Origin of the sequence: Vibrio splendidus (genome assembly GCF_024347615.1) — a bacterium.
GTDB lineage: Bacteria > Pseudomonadota > Gammaproteobacteria > Enterobacterales > Vibrionaceae > Vibrio > Vibrio splendidus.
In genome coordinates this window covers 2,492,921-2,511,334 of the sequence record NZ_AP025508.1, presented here as the reverse complement: position 1 = coordinate 2,511,334, position 18,414 = coordinate 2,492,921, and the positions used below count along the sequence as shown (strand labels likewise).

Genomic DNA, 18,414 nt, shown 5'->3' with positions numbered 1-18,414 from the left:
CGATAGTGAAGTAAATCGGCTCGCGATATTAACGCTGTGTTGCGCGCTGGCGATTCTTTCCGTTACTTGCTGGTTTACCACCTTGACCATTGCCCGCTTTGTTGCGGTTTGGCTTGCCATTTCCGCCGCCATTGCCTTGAGATTGCTGACTAGCAGGGGCTTTTTTGATGAAGCCAGTCGCTGGTTTATTACCATTACCGTTCTGCTTCCCGTTGCCCTGATTGCCGTTGCTTTGGCTACCTGTTGGCTTCTTACCACCCGGTTTAGGCTTATTGCCACCAGGCTTAGAATGGTTACGTGGGCTTTCGCCGCCAAGACCCGGTTGAGCTTTACTGTGCTTAGTTGCAAAACGTTGCGAGCCGTGACGACCAGACTTACGACGCTGTGCCGGTGTCTGAGCCTCAAAGTCTTCTTCAGGCACTAAGCAGTTCGCTTTGTCACCAATTAGGTGCTTTTTGCCCATGCTGATCAGTGCTTCACGGATGATCTTCCAGTTTTCAGGATCGTGATAACGAAGCAATGCTTTATGCAGACGACGTTGACGATCGCCTTTAGGCACTGGAACATCTTCACGTTTTTTGTATTTCACGCGCTTCAGAGGGTTAGTCTCTGAGTAGTACATCGACGTCGCATTACACATTGGCGATGGGTAGAAGTTCTGTACTTGGTCACACTCGTAGTTGTGCTTTTTCAGCCACAACGCAAGGTTAAGCATGTCTTCATCTTCCGTGCCCGGGTGAGCAGAGATGAAGTAAGGAATTAGATACTGTTTCTTGCCCGCTTCAGCGCTGTACTTCTCGAACATCTCTTTGAAACGATCGTAAGTGCCCATGCCCGGTTTCATCATCAGATCCAGAGGGCCTTTTTCAGTGTGCTCTGGAGCAATCTTCAAGTAACCACCAACGTGGTGAGTCACAAGCTCACGTACGTATTCTGGAGACTCAATCGCAAGGTCATAACGAACGCCTGATGCGATCATTACTTTCTTGATGCCCGGAACCTTTCTCGCTGAGCGGTAAAGATCAATGGTGTGCTGGTGGTCTGTGTTCAGTTTTTCACAGATTTTAGGGAACACACATGATGGGCGACGACAGTTAATTTCAGCTTTAGGATCAGAACAACCTAGACGATACATGTTCGCCGTTGGGCCACCCAAGTCAGAAATGGTACCGGTAAAGCCAGGGACTTTATCTTTAATGTCTTCGATTTCATCCAAGATCGATTCTTTCGAACGGTTCTGGATGATACGACCTTCGTGCTCTGTGATTGAACAGAAAGAACAACCACCAAAACAACCACGCATGATGTTAACCGAGGTCTTGATCATGTCGTATGCAGGAATTTTCGCTTTGCCATACATAGGGTGAGGAACACGCTTGTAAGCAAGGCCAAACACGTAATCCATCTCTTCAGTTGCAAGAGGAATTGGCGCTTGGTTTACCCATAGCTCGCGGTCACCGTGGCGTTGAATAAGAGCACGACCTGAATACGGGTTAGTCTCTAGGTGCAGAATACGGCTAGCATGAGCGTAAAGAATACGGTCGTTATTGAGCTTTTCGAAACCAGGGATACGAACCGCGGTTGTTTTTGCATCGTGACGAGAAGGACGAATAGTAATTGGCTGCGCCTTTACTTCTTCTTTTTCATCTTTCTTGGTATCACATTGTGTTTCTACTTCGTACGGGTTAACCGGAACGTAGGCTTTGTTCGGTTTTTCGATACGAGAAGAATCGATAATTTTGTAACCTTCAGGCGCTGCAGGCAGGTTGATAGCAGTACCGCGGATATTGGTCAGCGTAGACATGTCTTCGCCATCGGCAATGCGGTGTGCCACTTCAACCAGTGCACGCTCAGCGTTACCGAAAAGAAGAATGTCTGCTTTTGCATCAAACAATACAGAGCGACGAACTTTATCAGACCAGTAGTCGTAGTGCGCAACGCGACGTAAGCTTGCTTCAATACCACCAAGAACGATTGGCGTGCCTTTGTAGGCTTCACGACAACGTTGAGAATAAATCAGAGTTGCACGGTCAGGACGCTTGCCACCTTCATTGTTTGGTGTGTAAGCATCGTCGTGACGAAGTTTGCGATCAGAGGTGTAGCGGTTGATCATGGAATCCATGTTACCCGCTGTGATGCCGAAGAATAGGTTAGGTCGACCCAGTTCCATAAAGGCATCTTTACTGTCCCACTTTGGTTGGGCAATGATGCCCACGCGGAAACCTTGAGCTTCAAGCAAGCGGCCAATGATAGCCATACCAAAGCTCGGGTGATCGACATAAGCGTCACCAGTTACAATAATAATGTCACAGCTATCCCATCCAAGAGCATCCATCTCCTTTCTACTGGTAGGCAAAAAGGGTGCTGTTCCGTAGCACTCGGCCCAGTATTTTTTGTGTTCATGAATAGGAGTGATATCGCTGTACATATTTCAACCTCTGATTTTTGAGGCGGGAATTATAGCGGCATGAGCCTAGACTAGCCAGTAGAACATGCCCCTGTTAGTTCTGATGTCTTTCGCCATTTTGCAGATAATGCTGACAAAAGAACCATACAACAGCATAGTTGAAGCCTTGAATAACGTCGCTAATTTGTGATTTTGATTAGTGTTCGCAGCAGTTTTTGATATTATTCGCGAAAATAAGTCTGAAGAAGTAGATCCACAATGGTCGAATCATTATTAGTACAATTTGCTCCGATGCTATTAGGAGCCCAACTGATCTTAACCCTCATCTTGGTAAAAGGGGATATTTGCCCGGGACAACGTGGCCGTATTCACAAGATGTTACCTGCGATTGGCGTGCTTTGGCTTGCTGTTGCTTCATTAAGAATTGAAGCGTTTCTTGTCGTGTTCGCGATCTTTTATTTCTATTCTCAAGTTCAAACCAAGAAGACACGTGATTCTGGTCCTATTTGGGTGATGTACCTTGCGTGTGGTTTGGCGCTTTCATACGTTGCTATTCAAGCGACTGAGCAAGCAACCACCGTCGGTATTATTACTACTTTACTGCTAATAGCACTGTTGGGGGCTGCATTTGGTCATTTACTGCTGACGATTGCGAGAACACGCTTACAAGCATTTCACCGTGTTCTGCCTGTTGTGGGCGTATTAACCGGCATGCTGGTGGTTTTGGCGACGGTCGTAAATGTTTATTCTCTGTCTGAAGCTCAATTAGAGCCAATGATTTCAACCCTACTGTTTAGCTTTGCTTTGCTAATCTCAGCTATCGTAGTGTGGTGTTGGCATCTATTGTTCGTTAAAACCCCTGAAAAGCTTCAGCTGACTATTTCATTGTTGATGTTATTGGTGGCGGCCGTTGGTTTAACGCCAGTTTGGGCGATGTAGGCGGTTACTGATCTCACACGCCTTTCGGTGTTGAATCGAAAAAGTGTGATCTGTTTTTTAGCGTGGTGTTGGTAAGCGTTCTAAACTTAAATCTAGTCGGTGTGTTCGTTAGGAGTACGGGATGGATTTAAGCAACGTCAAAGGTTTCGATAGCATTATTTTGCTGGGAATCGTGAATGAAAAACTTCGCTTAGAATGCGATAGCTTTGAAGAGCTGATCAGTATGTATGAAATGGATATAGAAAGTGTTGTAGGTAAGCTTGATATGCTTGGCTATCAATACGATCCATTAACTAACCAGTTTAAGTCTTATCCAAGATAAGCAGCAAACTGGCGCATGTTCTGTCGTTTGTGAGTCAGCTATCGATTGTGAGCCAGTTATCGTGAATGAACAAGTACCGCCATCGTCGGTACTAAAGCTAAAAGAAGAAAGTCACAGATAATCTGTGACTTTTTTGTTTCTGGCGCATGCCTATCAGGTTCAACGCAGGCATAAACTAACCCAACAACGAGTCTCTTAAACGACCTCAATGCCATCTAGGTGACTCTTACTTTGCTGTCTTGCCGTGCTAAAGAAAGCTTGTAGGTAACGTTTGTCTTTTTCTGAGTTTCTTACCGCTGCGAACAACCTTCTTGAAAGCCCTTTGCCTAATGGTTTGCTGGCAATGAGTCCTTGCCTTGAAAATTCACTGATTGCCCAGTTTGGTAATGCTGCGACACCTAAGCCTGCTGATACCATTTGTACCAACATTAATGTGTTGTCTGCCTGTTTCCATTTCTTTGGTTCAACGCCTGCAGGTTGCAAAAAGTGTTTTACTACGTCGAGACGCTGCTTTTGAACCGGATAAGAGAGCATCGTAATATCACTAAGATCTTGCGGTTCAATACTCGGCTTTTCGGCCAAAGGAGAGTTGATCGCGGTGATCAAGCGCATCTCGAAATCAAAAAGCGGTTCGTAATGGACTTCCGAACGCGGTTGAATATCAGAGGTGATCACCAAATCGAGTTCTCCAGCCATCAATGCCGGTAGAGGCTCAAACCCGAACCCTGACGAGAAATCTAGCGTCACGCTTGGCCAAGCAACTTGGTATTCCTTCAAAGCGGGCATTAGCCATTGGAAGCATGAGTGACACTCGATCGCCATGTGCAATCGACCATTCACATCCTCTTTTAGGCTCGCCAACTCATTCTCTGCTTTAGCAATCTTTGGCTGTATCTCATCCGCGAGCTTAAGCAAGATCTCACCCTCAGAGGTGAATTTCACTGGCCTAGTTTTTCGTAGGAAAAGCTGACCGCCAATACGCGCTTCAAGGTCTTTTAATTGATGAGAAAGCGCCGACTGAGTCAGGTGAAGAGAGGTCGCAGTTGCTGTTAACGATCCGCTGTCTCTCAAGGTGGTCAATGTTCGAAGGTGTTTAAGCTCTATCATGAGTATTCCTCATATTCCCTAAGCCAATTCAATATTTCTTAATAATCACCCTACGGTGTTTTTGATCTTTTGTAAACGTCTAGATGTCCAGATGGATTTAAGCTGTTCATCTTTGGATGATTCAAGATGAATATTATTAATAAACAAGATGAATATTTGGACGTTGTCCATAGATCGGATTAGGGCGATAGTTTAGCCATCCAGACGCCTTTGTGGGAAAGTGAAATCATCAAAGGCAGTCTGACCGGAAATTAAAATTATCGAATAAGGAACAGACTCATGACAACAACAACGCATATTCTTGGCTACCCACGTATCGGCGAAAAAAGAGAACTCAAATTCACGCTCGAGAAATACTGGCGCGGTGAAATCGATCAATCTGAGCTCAAGCAACTCGGCAGCGAATTAAGAAATCGTAACTGGAATGTACAAGCTGACGCGAATCTAAGCTTTGCAACTGCGGGTGACTTCGCATGGTACGATCATGTTCTAACAACGACTCTACTTCTAGGTCATGTGCCAAAACGTCATGCTGGTGGATCAGAAGATGAAAAAGTCTTCCCAGATCTGGATACCTTGTTCCGTGTAGGTCGCGGTCAGTCTCAAGTTCAGTCTACTTGCTGCGGTGGTACGCATACGTCTAATGATGGCACTAAAGACAGTTCGGCTGCTTCCGACATGACGAAATGGTTCAACACCAATTACCACTACATTGTTCCTGAATTCAGCAAAGACGATTCGTTTGAGGTGAGCTGGCCACAACTGTTCGATGAAGTGAATGAAGCGATAAAAGCAGGACACAAAGTTAAGCCTGTACTTCTCGGCCCACTGTCATATCTGTACTTAGGCAAAGAAGTGGAAGAGGGCTTTGACCGCTTAACCTTGCTTCCACGTTTGCTTACTGCTTACCAAGCGATTTTGGCAAAACTCGCCAAGTTGGGCGTTGAGTGGGTGCAAATCGATGAGCCCATTCTATCTCTGGAACTTGAGACTAAGTGGGCTGATTCATTCAAGTTGGCTTATCAAGTGATTCAAGGCGATGTAAAACTGCTGCTTACCACTTACTTTGATTCGGTGACTGACACGTTAGATAAAATCGTAGAACTTCCCGTCAACGGTTTACACATCGACTTGGCTGCAGCACCGCAGCAACTTAATGAAGTGGTAAGCAAGTTACCGGAAGATTGGGTGCTTTCTGCAGGGGCGATTAACGGTCGCAATGTATGGCGTGCTGATTTGGCCACGCAGCTAGAGCTGCTACAGCCAGTGAAAGAGAAGTTAGGAGACAAACTGTGGGTGGCAAGTTCAAGTTCACTGCTGCACAGCCCGGTGGATTTGGAGTTAGAAGACTCGCTCAGCGAAGAAGTGAAGAGTTGGTTTGCCTTCGCGAAACAGAAAGTCACGGAGGTGAGCTTATTGGGGGCCGCGTTAGATGGCGATCATAATGCCATTTTAGCGTGTGAGACGTACAGCCAACCTATCGTTGCTCGTAAGAGCGCGACTCATGTAAACAAACCTCAGGTACAAGCTCGCCTCAATACCATCACTAAAGCGTTAGCTGAGCGAAGTGCACCTTATGCTGAACGAGCGGCGCATCAGTCTGAAGTTCTCGGCTTACCGTTGTTACCAACAACAACGATTGGCTCTTTCCCACAAACCGGTGAGATTCGCGTTCAACGTAGCGCCTACCGCACTGGTCAATTGAGTGAAGCGGAATACACCACCGCACTAAAAGGTCACATCGCGGATGCGGTCAAACGTCAAGAAGCACTTGATTTGGATGTGCTTGTGCATGGTGAAGCCGAGCGTAATGACATGGTGGAATACTTTGCAGAAAACCTAGCCGGCTTCCAAACCACCAAGTTTGGTTGGGTACAAAGCTATGGCTCTCGCTGCGTGAAGCCAGCGATTGTGGTCGCGGATATCGAGCGTGAAAAACCAATGACGGTAGAATGGTCGACCTATGCTCAATCTCTGACTTCAAAGCAGATGAAAGGCATGCTGACAGGACCCGTCACTATTCTATGTTGGACATTCCCACGTGAAGACATCTCACGCAAAGAAATCACCAATCAACTGGCGTTTGCTCTGCGAGATGAAGTGTCTGATTTACAAGACGCAGGCATTAACATTATTCAAATTGATGAGCCTGCTATTCGCGAAGGTTTACCACTGAAAAAGCGCGACCACGCAGAATACCTAGAGTGGGCGGTCGATGCCTTTAAGATCTCAGCGGCGAGTGCTAAACCAGAAACTCAGATCCATACCCATATGTGTTACAGCGAGTTCAACGAGATCATTGATTCAGTAGCCGCGCTAGATGCCGATGTGATTACCATTGAGACTTCTCGCTCGAACATGGAGCTACTGAAAGCGTTTGAAGAGTTTAACTACCCGAATGCGATTGGACCGGGTGTTTATGACATTCACTCGCCAAACATTCCTTCAGAGGAGTGGATTGTGGATTTACTTAAGAAAGCGGCAGAAAGAATCCCAGCAGAACGTTTGTGGGCGAACCCAGATTGTGGATTGAAGACGCGTAACTGGGCAGAAACAGAAGCCGCACTGACAAACCTTGTGTCGGCGACTAAGACACTGCGTAAAGAGTGGGAATCAGCTGAGGCATAATTCAGTCTAAGATTTTGATTGATCCGTTAATCCACGATGAACCACAACAAAGGCCTCGCATTTGCGAGGCCTTCTGGTTTTATACTTGTTCGAATCTCGAGCTAGAAACTAGCTGCTACTTTGACACGTATCTTTACTGATCAGCTTCTCAACGATCAGTTGTCCGCGAGTGTTGCGAATCTTGATGTTGTAAGCCAAACCCATATCGAGGTTTGCTCTGACTTCAGAGTTAGTGCAGTAGCTATTCACACTCATGTCTACAACTTGGTTCAAAGGCTTAGCACCTTTAGCGTCTTGGTTGTAGATCATCATGATCTCGATAACGGTGTTTTTTGCCAATACACGCATAACTGAAAGTGGGCCATACTCAATCGGCAGGCCAGCAGATAAAACGCCAGCACGGTGTTGTGCCATCATTTCAAGCTGTCTTTGTTGGTCTTGCTCACTTGAAGCACAGCCTGTAAGCAGAGCTAAAGCCAGTGAGCCAATAATCCATTTTTTCACGTTAAAATACTTTCTTGAATGGTTTTACGATGACATTTTGGTAGACACCAGCATCAATGTACGGGTCTGCGTCAGCCCATGCTTGTGCGTCTTCTAAAGAATTGAACTCAGCAATTACAGTAGAACCTGTGAAACCCGCTTCACCAGGGTTATCTGAATCGATAGCTGGCATTGGGCCTGCTGTTAGAAGTCGACCTTCATCGTGAAGTGTTTGTAGGCGTTCTAGATGTTGTGGGCGAACACTTAGGCGTTTTTCTAATGAGTTTTCGACGTCTTGAGAAAAAATCACGTACCACATGTTGAGATATCCTTATGTTACTTCACTGAATTAGAGCGATTAAATTATTTATCTGGCTAATTTACGCGAACTAATGGGTATTGGAAGAGCTAATGATAAGAAATTGTGAAATGGTGCGGCAGAGTGAGAAGGTCTTTAGCATTTTTAATCGAAATGACTAAAGACCTTTTAGAGAGATAAGGTCGTCGAAGGACTATTTGTTGATTGGGCGAGGTTTACCGCTTTCGTCTACAGCAACGTAGTTGAATGTCGCGCCACATACCTTGTAACGATCGCCGATGCCGTGATCAAGTACCGGCTTAACCCATACCTCTAGGTCGATATTCATCGAGCTGCGGCCAATCTTGGTGCAGTCGCCATAAACACAGACTACATCGCCAACCGATACTGGCTGTTTGAATTCGATGCTTGATACTGACACGGTGACTATTTTTCCGTTTGAGATCTCTTTAGCCAATATTCCGCCAGCCAGATCCAGTTGAGACATTATCCAACCACCGAAAATCTGGCCTGCTGCATTGGTATCAGAAGGCATCGCCAAGGTGCGAAGAAGTAAAGAACCAATCGGGTTCAAAGTTGATTGAATAGTCATTGTTGTACTCTTAATGGTATTGATTGTTTTAAATTAAAATAGATGTGTTTGCGGGACTCGCGGTGGTCGTTTTTAACGCATTCACCGAACACAAACAACCAGTGGCCAATGATCACGAGTATCATTGGCCACTGTTAAATCGCATATTGATAATAATTGTATCAAAAAGGGGATGCGGACTCATCCCTAAGGGTTATTTCTCGTCGGTATTTTTATCTGAGAGCTCTTGTTGCTTATCGTTTTCTGGAGCTTGCTCTTTTGACTGAAGCTGGTCTTTTGGTAAATGCTTATAGATATAAACACCCGTTAGCAAGGTAAATGCAAAAGTAGCGATCAGTAAGCCAAATACTTTAAAGTTGACCCACACATCCAATGGTAGGTTGAAAGCAACGTAAACATTGAGGATCGCACACAATGTGAAGAACAGAGTCCAAGCCCAGTTGATCTTGCCCCATACCGCTTCAGGAAGAGAGATCTCTTTACCTAGCATGCCTTTAATCGCTGATTTGCCCATTAGGTGACTGACAGTCAGGCCGATCGCAAACAGCGCATAAACGATGGTTACTTTCCATTTTATGAAGTTGTCATCATGCAAAAAGATGGTCATGCCGCCAAATACGGCAACCATCAAGAATGTGATGATCTGCATTTTCTCTACTTTCTTGTAGATAATATACGTCAAAACGATTTGTACTGCGGAAGCAACAATCAATGCGCCTGTAGCGGTGTAGATGTCGTACATCTTATACAGCGCAAAGAATATAATGAGAGGAATGAAATCAAGGATTTGCTTCATGTGGCACTGAGTATCCAGTTAGTTGAGTTGCAGACAGTCTAACCAAAATTGCCTCGATGCTAAATAGCCCGAGACAATTGGCTGCAAAACTAATGGTGTGGAACTCCTGTTACCGCATGGACGATGTTTGGTAGCGAGGGATCAATTTCTTGATGTCTTCAAGATAGCCCTCACTCTTCAAACTGTCTAAGGTGTTTTCAAGCTCTTGCTCACTCATCGCAAAACACGTCGATTTACCTGTCGTTAGGTCAAGGTACTCGTGGTACTCACGCTCAGTGAAGTGGCCAATTCTATCGATTAATAAGGTTTTAATTCCATGGTGAATTAAGCCGTAGTATGTATGTCTTTGTAAGGTCATAGCCTATCCTCCGTGACAAGCTGCAGTTATATCTTTGCAACCTGCTGTATATTGGTTGGGTTATCTATGACAAAGCAATTCGAATGCCATTTTGTCCGTTGGAATAGAGTTTCTGAGATAAAAAGTTGAATTAATTTTCTTTTCAACTAGTTAAAGGAATGTACGTTCTATTCTCTAAAAACCAATACGTAGTTTGCGCAAAATAGTTTTATTTTGAGAATGGTAAAATTCTCATTATGACGAACGACTGAAGCTTTAATGTTTCTCAATTGGCAATTTGATAGCCGCTAACCTCTAACCGACTAGCCAATCGACTAAAGTTGACAGGGAAGGGTTTTGGCGGTTTTTAGGCTGCAGCAAGAAGTAACCATTTCCAGAAAAGACACTGCCTTCACTCACTTTCACCAACCTGCCCAAATCAATATCTTGCTTAGCCAGCGTGATATCGCCTATGGCGATGCCAAACCCTTGAATGGCTGCGTTCATCGCTTGATCAAGTGTCGCGAATTGTTGGTTGTTCTTACTTGAAAGGTCATGACTTCCTATGTGCTCTAACCAAAGTCGCCAATCACTCTGCTCATTGTTGGCGTGTAGCCAAGTGTATTGAGCGAGCTTGTGTGGCTTGATGATAGTAGAAGCGCTACTTACAAGATGGCCCTGCGTAATGCTTTGCGCCTGGCAGACCGGAGCCAGCTGCTCGTTGAACAATAACTGGCTCACAATCGATTGTTGGTTTGGCTTCTTTCCATAGGTGATTACGGCGTCAAACGGGTCAAAGCTTGGTTCAAAAACGTGCTTGATGGTCGACGTGAGCTCGACATCAATTTCAGGGTAGGCTTGCTGAAAAGACATCAACTTGGGTAGCAGCCAAGAGGTAATACAGCTGGGGGCGTTGAGCTTGATCTTAGAGGGAGAACTTGCCACTTGATTGAGAGCCGATTGCAGTTGATGAATCGTTCCTTGTATCAGCGGAACCAGTTCTTCTCCTTTCGGCGTTAAAGACAATCCTCGAGCATGTCGATAGAAGAGATCACAGCCAAGACTTTCTTCAAACGACAATACCTGACGACTCACTGCACCTTGCGTAACATTGAGCTCATGTGCCGCGCGCGTAAAGTTGAGATGCCTTGCCGTCGACAAGAACGCGAGCAAGGTTTTAGTTGAAGGAAGTGTGCGATTCATATCTTTACCTATGATTTTTTATCATGGCTATTATGTGATTATTTCGATTCATTTATCAATAGTGTTCTGTTTGAATGTAAATACTTAATCATCATTTGTGATTCAATATGTGTATAAGTCACATTTTTTGAATATGAAGGCAGTGGTGAAGACATTGTGATTTTGTGAAAGGGATAGCTTCTTGACATCTTTTATTGATAGTTTAGTACCTCAGGCTGTAAAAAAATTAATACCTTACCAATCGGCAAGAAGAATTGGTGGTGATGGACGAGTCTGGCTAAACGCCAATGAATTGGAAAGCTCGCTGTTTCCAGGAGAAGCAAGCCACAATAGATACCCAGATTTTTTACCGCAAGATATTGCTAAGGCTTATCAAGCGTATTGCGGAACTGATGCTGCAACGGTTGCCGTTCGTGGTGCAGATGAAGCGATTGATTTGCTGATCAGAACATTCTGTAAGCCAGCGAGTGACAATATACTTATTTGTTCACCAACGTATGCAATGTATGAGTTTTGCGCCGATGCATTGGCGAGCGATACCTTGGACTCTCCGTTGCAGGAAGATTTCAGTCTTGATGTCGCTGATATCGTGAACAAAGCGAAGTTGGCTAATATCGTGTTTCTTTGCTCACCAAATAACCCAACGGGCAATGTGATTCCCAAATCGGATTTGATTCAGGTACTGGAAGGTACGATTGGAAAATCTCTAGTGGTAGTCGATGAAGCGTATATCGAGTTTGAACCACAAACGTCAGCGGTGAGCCTTATTGAGCGTTATCCGCATTTGGTAGTGATTCGCACCTTGTCTAAGGCGTTTGGACTGGCTGCGGTTCGTTGTGGCTTTATCTTAGCGAGTCAAAATGTGATGCAGTATGTCGCGAAGCTGATTCCACCTTATCCGATGCCGGATTGCTCATCGAAAATCGTGTTAGACGCATTGTCTGATGAGCGAGTCTCAGTGATGCAAGACGCCACACAAAAGCTGGTCGAACTACGTAATTGGTTTGCTTGTGAGTTAACGCAGTTTGATTTCATCGAGTCTGTTTACCCTTCATCGACTAACTTTATTTTGCTGCGTCAAAAACCTGGGCATCAAGTGTTCAGTGTATTGGCGAAGGATGGCATTGTGACAAGGAATCAAAACCATGAACCTGCTTTGCGTAACTGTGTTCGAATCAGTATTGGTAGCCAAGAGAGCATGTTAGAAGTGATAACGTCACTAACACGTTACCAAACCGAATTAGAAAAGAATCAACAAGGCAAACAAATTCAACAATCTCAACATAAAGAAACTCAATCTCAACTCGATAAAGATCATATCTAGGATGGCAATGATGAAAAAGATAATACTAGGACTCGCTTGTGCGGCCGCTTTACTTGGTACAACGGTACAGGCGAAAGAAATCCGTTTGGCGTCGGACTTTACGTATCCGCCATTCAACTATAAAAACAGTGACGGTGTGCCTGTCGGGTTTGATATTGAGATAGCTGATGCCTTGTGTGAGCAAGCCAAACTCGATTGTACTTGGGTTTCACAAAGTTGGGACTCGTTAATTCCAAGTTTGTTGGCAAGAAAGTCAGATGTGATCATGGCTTCAATGCGTATTACCGAAGAGCGTAAGCGTAAGATTTTGTTCACCGATAAGTACTACCAAACACCAGCCGTGTTTGTTGCTGCTAAAAGCGCGGAATTCAGCGTCGATGAGGCAGGCTTAGCAGGTAAAACCATCGGTGTTCAGCAAGGTACGATTCACGATCGCTACGTAACCGACAAGTTTGGCGATGTGGCAAACATTAAGCGTTATACCGGCCAAGATGAAGTTTATCTGGATCTGCAAAACGGTCGTCTAGATCTAACCTTCGGCAACTCAGATCAACTGTCATTAGCTTTCTTAGATAAAAAAGAAGGTGAGGGCTTTGAATTTAAAGGTAAAGCAGTAACCGACAAAGCCTACATTGGCGAAGGTACGGCGTTAGCACTAAGAAAGCAGGATTCAAAACTGGCGAAACAATTCAATGCCGCGATTGAAGAGATCAGAGCGAACGGTACTTACGACAAGATCGCTGCTAAGTACTTCACGTTTGATATTTATGGCGCTGATTTGTAATTCGTCTAACGCCTAAAAACTAGAACACCAAAAACAAAAATCCGAGGGCTGTGAAGCTCTCGGATTTTTTCGTTTATGTCAGCGGTATCAATTCAATCAATAATCAATAATCAACCATCAACTTAGCGTTTAGTCTTTACGCTTGTTGCTTTTGTAGCTCAGCTTCTTGTTCTTCGTCTTCGATTAGAGAATCAACGATGACTGCACATGCTGCATCACCAGTGATGTTTAGAGCAGTACGGATCATGTCGAAGATACGGTCTAGAGCGAACAACAGAGGTAGACCTTCAATAGGGATACCAGCTGCTAGAAGAACCGCAACCACTAGGAAAGAAGGACCTGGAACACCTGCTTGACCAACTGCGCCTAGAGTCGACGTTACGATGATAGCAATGTAAGCGCCCATAGACAGGTCGATGTTGAACAGCTGTGCGAAGAAGATAGCAACTAGGCCGTAGTAAATTGCGTTACCAGACATGTTGATCGTCGCACCAAGTGGCAGAACGAATGAAGCCGTAGAGTTACGAACGCCAAGTTCTTTCTCTACCGTTTCCATTGTTACTGGCAGTGTCGCCATTGAAGAGGCTGTTGATAGTGCAACCGCTTGAGGTTTCTTCATTGCCACTAGGAACTTCTTAGCTGAAGTCTTAGTGAAGATTTGAATCATCAGTGGGTATGCCACAAAGCCGAAGATAAGAATCGCAGCAATGTAGACAATGAACAGCTTGAACACGACCATAAGTGCGCCAAAACCGAATGTACCGACTGCTTCTGCCATTAGGCCAAATACGCCAAGTGGTGCAATGATCATAACCTTGTTAATAGTAAAAAGATAATCATAGCAGTATAATCTCTAAATGTTTATGTTTTTTGGTCAGTTAAAAGTATGAAAATCAATGAGATAAAGTTATCGGTATCGAATGTAATACCCGTAGTAATCACTTACACAAGATTTTCTACAAACATTCAAAAAGAAGGTTTGTCAGAATATCGACAAGATGAATTGACTCAAAGATATGTCATTGATTTTTGTGAAGCTCATGGTATTCCTCTCAACGATATCATCTCACTTAAGGATCGTGGTGTGTCAGCCTATCGCGGTAAAAATATGACACAAGGTTCGTTATCGGAACTGATAAAACTCTTCAAAAGTGGCGATCTTCCCAAAGTTTATAATGAGAAAGGGGAGATAAACACATTCTTCTTTATCGAATCGCTTGACCGTCTGACACGTTCTGATCTTCATACAGCCAATAAATTATTCTTAGATTTGGTTGAATACTGCAATATCGTGGTGGTGGCAGAAAACGAACAAAAAGTTTACTCGTTAAATTCTCTTAAATCAGATATGGGGATGTTAGATCTGTTTTCGGCACTTTTAACGCTTTCACGTTCTCACAACGAAAGCCGTATGAAAGAAATGCGACATCGTGAAAACTGGTCTAAAAAACGTCAAGAAGTTATGGATTACTTTGATGCTCCAAAAGATAAAAGACAAGGTCTTCAATATCCTTTGAACCCAACGAAAACGTGTCCTTGGTGGCTCAAGCCAAAGTCAGATGATCGAGGTTTTGAGTTTATAGAAGAGAACAGAAAAGCCATGAAGTTTTTCTTAGACAGAATGCTCGAAGGTTATGGTCTCACGTCATCTATCAGACGTTTGAATGATGCGATTACTAACGGTGAGTTTAACGTGGAGTTTACTAAGAGACAAGCTGTTAAGAAAGGCTTCCAAACACATACCTTCTACCAGACATTGACAGATGATAGCAATGAATCGTTGATTGGTAATCTCATCTTTCATAAGGATTACTACCCAACTGAAAAGGATGTTCAACAAGGTCTTTATGAAAGAAAAAAATTAGGTAAAAAGGTTCGCATCCCAGTTTATACGGCAAAAGGTTTTTACCCTGCTCTGTTGTCAGATATTGAGCTTCTTATGTTGAGAAAGATGATGGGTGCAAGGAAGCAATCAAACACCAAACCGAATAAGCGAATTGCAAATATTGCACAAGGGATTTTGAAATGCCCTAAGTGTGGGTTTAGTTATGTTGTAAACGATGATAAGCGACCAGGTAGACACTCGAACTTAGTATGCAGTTATTCTCGTTCTGGAAAATGTAATGCATATACATATCGTGTTGAGTACTTTGAGTACAATTTGTTGAGATATTGTAGAAATATTAACATAGGCCGAGTGCTTGGAAATCAAGTTGATGATAGTGCAGTGATAAAAGAGGTTACTAAGCTACAACACAAGCAATATCAATTAAACCTTTTGAAAGCGCAATTGCAAGTAGATATAGATCAATTAGTTAGTAATATTTCCAATATCACTATCCCGTCTTTGCTTGAAAAAGTTCAACATGATTACTCAAAAAAAGAAATGCAAATCCAACAGTATGAAAGTCAGGTTAAAAGTATTGAAAGTGACATATTAGCTATCAATATGCGCCACAAAAGGGGGAGCAATACTAATGACTCGATTTATGAACTTATTGATATTGTATCTGAAAAAAAAGATGTTGAAAAAAGAGAAAAACTTAATATTGAGTTTAAGAAAATTATAAAGTCGATGAGTTTAATTAATAAAAAAGACGCGGATAACCCATTTGGACTAAGTTTTATTCGTGTGGTTTTTATCGATGGATATTCAAGATTTATACCTGTGGATAGAAAACTGGTTGATTCTGAGTTATTTGATTTCTTGCCTACATTAGAAACTGAAAAGCTTGTAGGTTCGATTGACTATAAAAAAACGGTTATCTTACCGACAGACTACCTTGATGGTCTTGAAAGCGGTAAGTATCCACAATTAGATGGAATGGCTCAGTATTACCAAGAGAACCCTGCTAAATACCTGAAACTAAAACACCAAATCGACCAGTCGCAAGAGATCTATGAGTAAAGTTTAAATTGGTAGAAGCAAAGGGATTGTTGGGTCAATGCTCCTTCAATCCTTTGTATCTAACTGATAGGAAAAGAAATCTTAAAATTGTTTTAAAATGAAAAATAAAACTTGACACAAATCGAAAATAAACATTGACTTTTCTCTATTGTTGATGTTAGTATCTCCAACGTTGAAAAAGCTAATCACTTTTTCTTCCTCTCAAAATTGATAGTCGTGGTACGCCACTTCTACCGCCAAAATATTAAGCAAGAACGGCTTTTCTGCAATGTGCAGATTTATGTTCAACAATCTAAGTATTACTCTTTTCCGCAAGGATCATTGTTCGCTTTGTTCATTCAAAGTGCAGGGATAGATCTATCTGCTGAATAGGAACTACGTCTTAGTTGTTGTCATACCGTCCTCTTATTGCTTGCTGATAACCAGTATCGCTGTGCGCTTGTCGCCAGAGACAATTGGTTTTCATCACAACATAAATAAAAAACTTAATATTTACGCCCACAGGGTGGGGATTTTTGCACCCTAAATTAATCAAACTAAGAGAGGAAGTAATGAAACATTCAATTTATAATACGTGTTTAGACAATTTTAAATCTTCGGGTAAAGGTAAGAGGTTATTAAGAGATGCTTTTGGGAAAAAGGAAGTAACACATGAAGATTTTTACGGATTTTGTATCGATAGTATTGATGAATATAATGAAGACACCCTTTATTCTTTATTTCTTTTGAAAGAAGAGAGTTCTTGGGCAGAATTAAGTTCGCCTACTATTTTTATTGATGATTTTGAAGTTTTGCACACACTGAAAGTCGCAAAGTTTTCATTTAAAAGTGACAGTATACAAAGACCATTTGAAACATTCTCTATTTCATTTCCTGAAGGGACGTATATTGAAGGTCAAGAAGTTAAGAACTGTTTGGTATCAATTCGAAATGCACAAGAGTGGTTCGATGTTTTTAGCTTAGATGAAGGTCGTACTGATTATATCAATGATTGGTTGATGGAACACAAAGATAGAGATGAGAAAGTGCTGAAAATTAGCTATCCCATTGATGGTATTGGGATTATGGATCAGCGAGTTTTTCTTTCCGATATTGAAAAAATAGATTTCGAACAGCAAGAGTTAGTCTACTTGGAAAGGTTAAAAAAACAGATGATTAAGATTGTGGTTTCACTCTGCATCTACAACTCAGCAACGGAAGGTAAGAAGTTAGTGAGTGGGTTCCCTCAATCAGCACTAAAGCTACCAAAAGGCTCATCTAAACTGCGATATCGAGGTTCGACCTTATTTGGATCTAAGCAAGAAAATAAAGGCAATAACCCTAAGAGAAAGATAAAGTATCGAGTTCCTTTTTACCGAAACCTCAGGGCAAAAAGATATTATCAAGGAGAATATCAAGACCACCAACAAGGAAGTAGGTGGGTATTAGTTAAAGAAATCGATTTAACTAATAATCTCAACACCCTAATTAATTAAAGAAATTATATGAAGTATTTACGCCCACAGGGTGGGGCTTTTTACACCCTAAATAATCTAATAAATAACGAGAGGACTGATTATGAAAAAAGAAAATATTGATATTTCAACAATGATACAGCAAGAGTTGGAAGCTCTGAAGCGAGAAGATTCACAGTATCTATTTGAGCAAACGGCTCTGTTCTTCAAGACTGACAAGCCAGTGACCCGTTCAGTAGTCGTAGCTATGATTTTACTGAATGTAAGGGACTTTGAGTGTTTGCATTTAGAGCGTTTGGATTTGACAGAATTGAACCTTCAAGGTGCCAACTTCTGCGGTTCAGTGATCAAGAACTGTGATTTTAGTGGTGCTGATTTGTCTAATGCCACTTTTGAGTATACCGAAATCAAAGACTGCGATTTTACCGATGCGCTGTTCGTTGAGACGTTTATGTATTCAGCAACGTTCAAGCAGTGTGATTTTGAAGGGGTAAACCTGCTGTATGCAAGGGAGCGAGCTGATGGGTTTGAAGACAACAATATCAATGTGAATGTAGGCTTCCCTCAGAGAGCAATCGCAATCAATGTAGATAACACTATCGATGAGGATATTGCGTCAAACGCTATGTTGAAGCTGATCTCTTACCTGATGCGTCAAGGGTTTAAAAATAAATCTCAGTTAGTCAGACTTTGTGAGCAGTTCATAAAGCCAAAGCTAAATGGCGTGATCTCAGAAGCAGCGTATCTGCCGCTTTTTGAAACGACTTATGGCTATGTTACCCAACAACAAACAAACCAATAGGAGGGGGTG

The 18,414-nt window shown here is 42.8% G+C and carries 16 protein-coding genes and 1 pseudogene; 8 read left to right on the top strand and 9 right to left on the bottom strand.

Features of this window, described 5'->3' with window-relative positions:
- Positions 1-28 precede the first annotated feature (28 nt).
- Positions 29-2,335: a YgiQ family radical SAM protein gene (locus OCU90_RS11205; protein WP_004736506.1), complete on the bottom strand. Its 2,307-nt coding sequence runs from the start codon at positions 2,333-2,335 to the stop codon at positions 29-31.
- Positions 2,336-2,665: 330 nt separating this feature from the next.
- Between OCU90_RS11205 and OCU90_RS11200 the strand changes: the two genes are divergently transcribed.
- Positions 2,666-3,346 (top strand): hypothetical protein, encoded by a 681-nt coding sequence (locus OCU90_RS11200; protein ID WP_017087679.1) that lies wholly within the window; start codon positions 2,666-2,668, stop codon positions 3,344-3,346.
- Between the two features lie 121 nt (positions 3,347-3,467).
- Positions 3,468-3,668 carry a DUF4250 domain-containing protein gene (locus tag OCU90_RS11195; RefSeq protein WP_004736508.1) on the top strand — a complete coding sequence of 67 codons (201 nt, stop codon included), beginning with the start codon at positions 3,468-3,470 and terminating at the stop codon, positions 3,666-3,668.
- A gap of 195 nt (positions 3,669-3,863) precedes the next feature.
- Here OCU90_RS11195 and OCU90_RS11190 read toward each other — a convergent pair whose 3' ends face one another.
- Entirely contained in the window at positions 3,864-4,775 is a 912-nt protein-coding gene (locus OCU90_RS11190) for a LysR substrate-binding domain-containing protein (protein WP_004736509.1), read from the bottom strand.
- 279 nt (positions 4,776-5,054) lie between these two features.
- Here OCU90_RS11190 and metE point away from each other — a divergent pair, with 279 nt between their 5' ends.
- Positions 5,055-7,403 carry a 5-methyltetrahydropteroyltriglutamate--homocysteine S-methyltransferase gene (gene metE, locus OCU90_RS11185; RefSeq protein ID WP_061021735.1) on the top strand — a complete coding sequence of 783 codons (2,349 nt, stop codon included), beginning with the start codon at positions 5,055-5,057 and terminating at the stop codon, positions 7,401-7,403.
- Between the two features lie 108 nt (positions 7,404-7,511).
- Here metE and OCU90_RS11180 read toward each other — a convergent pair whose 3' ends face one another.
- The 6 genes from OCU90_RS11180 to OCU90_RS11155 all read right to left on the bottom strand — a co-directional run bounded on the left by OCU90_RS11180 (position 7,512) and on the right by OCU90_RS11155 (position 11,133).
- Positions 7,512-7,907 (bottom strand): GspS/AspS pilotin family protein, encoded by a 396-nt coding sequence (locus tag OCU90_RS11180; protein WP_061021732.1) that lies wholly within the window; start codon positions 7,905-7,907, stop codon positions 7,512-7,514.
- 1 nt (position 7,908) lies between these two features.
- Positions 7,909-8,205, bottom strand: a complete 297-nt coding sequence (locus tag OCU90_RS11175) for a YciI family protein (RefSeq protein ID WP_004741234.1) — start codon at positions 8,203-8,205, stop codon at positions 7,909-7,911.
- Between the two features lie 193 nt (positions 8,206-8,398).
- The gene (yciA, locus tag OCU90_RS11170) at positions 8,399-8,797 is read right to left on the bottom strand and encodes an acyl-CoA thioester hydrolase YciA (RefSeq protein ID WP_017061510.1); all 399 of its coding nucleotides are present in this window, start codon (positions 8,795-8,797) and stop codon (positions 8,399-8,401) included.
- A 193-nt stretch (positions 8,798-8,990) separates the two neighbouring features.
- Entirely contained in the window at positions 8,991-9,593 is a 603-nt protein-coding gene (locus tag OCU90_RS11165; RefSeq protein WP_061021729.1) for a septation protein A, read from the bottom strand.
- 109 nt (positions 9,594-9,702) lie between these two features.
- Positions 9,703-9,951: a hypothetical protein gene (locus OCU90_RS11160; protein ID WP_061021728.1), complete on the bottom strand. Its 249-nt coding sequence runs from the start codon at positions 9,949-9,951 to the stop codon at positions 9,703-9,705.
- 294 nt (positions 9,952-10,245) lie between these two features.
- Complete coding sequence (locus tag OCU90_RS11155; protein WP_061021726.1) at positions 10,246-11,133, bottom strand: LysR substrate-binding domain-containing protein; 888 nt, start codon at positions 11,131-11,133, stop codon at positions 10,246-10,248.
- A gap of 181 nt (positions 11,134-11,314) precedes the next feature.
- Between OCU90_RS11155 and hisC the strand changes: the two genes are divergently transcribed.
- Positions 11,315-12,457: a histidinol-phosphate transaminase gene (hisC, locus tag OCU90_RS11150; protein WP_061021724.1), complete on the top strand. Its 1,143-nt coding sequence runs from the start codon at positions 11,315-11,317 to the stop codon at positions 12,455-12,457.
- Positions 12,458-12,467: 10 nt separating this feature from the next.
- Complete coding sequence (locus OCU90_RS11145) at positions 12,468-13,241, top strand: ABC transporter substrate-binding protein (RefSeq protein WP_017085617.1); 774 nt, start codon at positions 12,468-12,470, stop codon at positions 13,239-13,241.
- A 136-nt stretch (positions 13,242-13,377) separates the two neighbouring features.
- Here the strand turns inward: OCU90_RS11145 and OCU90_RS11140 are convergent.
- A pseudogene (locus tag OCU90_RS11140) lies at positions 13,378-14,073 on the bottom strand (dicarboxylate/amino acid:cation symporter); the annotation flags it as partial.
- Positions 14,074-14,127: 54 nt separating this feature from the next.
- Here OCU90_RS11140 and OCU90_RS11135 point away from each other — a divergent pair.
- From OCU90_RS11135 to OCU90_RS11125, 3 genes are all read left to right on the top strand, one after another.
- On the top strand, positions 14,128-16,149 hold the full coding sequence (locus OCU90_RS11135) for a recombinase family protein (protein ID WP_061021722.1): 2,022 nt from the start codon (positions 14,128-14,130) through the stop codon (positions 16,147-16,149).
- A gap of 551 nt (positions 16,150-16,700) precedes the next feature.
- A complete protein-coding gene (locus tag OCU90_RS11130) occupies positions 16,701-17,624 on the top strand; it encodes a hypothetical protein (RefSeq protein WP_061021720.1) in 924 nt (307 codons plus the stop codon).
- 82 nt (positions 17,625-17,706) lie between these two features.
- On the top strand, positions 17,707-18,405 hold the full coding sequence (locus OCU90_RS11125; RefSeq protein WP_061021718.1) for a pentapeptide repeat-containing protein: 699 nt from the start codon (positions 17,707-17,709) through the stop codon (positions 18,403-18,405).
- Positions 18,406-18,414 lie beyond the last annotated feature (9 nt).

Coding starts and splice junctions, on each gene's coding strand:
- OCU90_RS11205 (WP_004736506.1), bottom strand. CDS start 2,335: ATGGATGCTCTTGGATGGGATAGCTGTGACATTATTATTGTAACTGGT.
- OCU90_RS11200 (WP_017087679.1), top strand. CDS start 2,666: ATGGTCGAATCATTATTAGTACAATTTGCTCCGATGCTATTAGGAGCC.
- OCU90_RS11195 (WP_004736508.1), top strand. CDS start 3,468: ATGGATTTAAGCAACGTCAAAGGTTTCGATAGCATTATTTTGCTGGGA.
- OCU90_RS11190 (WP_004736509.1), bottom strand. CDS start 4,775: ATGATAGAGCTTAAACACCTTCGAACATTGACCACCTTGAGAGACAGC.
- metE (WP_061021735.1), top strand. CDS start 5,055: ATGACAACAACAACGCATATTCTTGGCTACCCACGTATCGGCGAAAAA.
- OCU90_RS11175 (WP_004741234.1), bottom strand. CDS start 8,205: ATGTGGTACGTGATTTTTTCTCAAGACGTCGAAAACTCATTAGAAAAA.
- yciA (WP_017061510.1), bottom strand. CDS start 8,797: ATGACTATTCAATCAACTTTGAACCCGATTGGTTCTTTACTTCTTCGC.
- OCU90_RS11165 (WP_061021729.1), bottom strand. CDS start 9,593: ATGAAGCAAATCCTTGATTTCATTCCTCTCATTATATTCTTTGCGCTG.
- OCU90_RS11160 (WP_061021728.1), bottom strand. CDS start 9,951: ATGACCTTACAAAGACATACATACTACGGCTTAATTCACCATGGAATT.
- OCU90_RS11155 (WP_061021726.1), bottom strand. CDS start 11,133: ATGAATCGCACACTTCCTTCAACTAAAACCTTGCTCGCGTTCTTGTCG.
- OCU90_RS11145 (WP_017085617.1), top strand. CDS start 12,468: ATGAAAAAGATAATACTAGGACTCGCTTGTGCGGCCGCTTTACTTGGT.
- OCU90_RS11135 (WP_061021722.1), top strand. CDS start 14,128: ATGAAAATCAATGAGATAAAGTTATCGGTATCGAATGTAATACCCGTA.
- OCU90_RS11130 (WP_061021720.1), top strand. CDS start 16,701: ATGAAACATTCAATTTATAATACGTGTTTAGACAATTTTAAATCTTCG.
- OCU90_RS11125 (WP_061021718.1), top strand. CDS start 17,707: ATGAAAAAAGAAAATATTGATATTTCAACAATGATACAGCAAGAGTTG.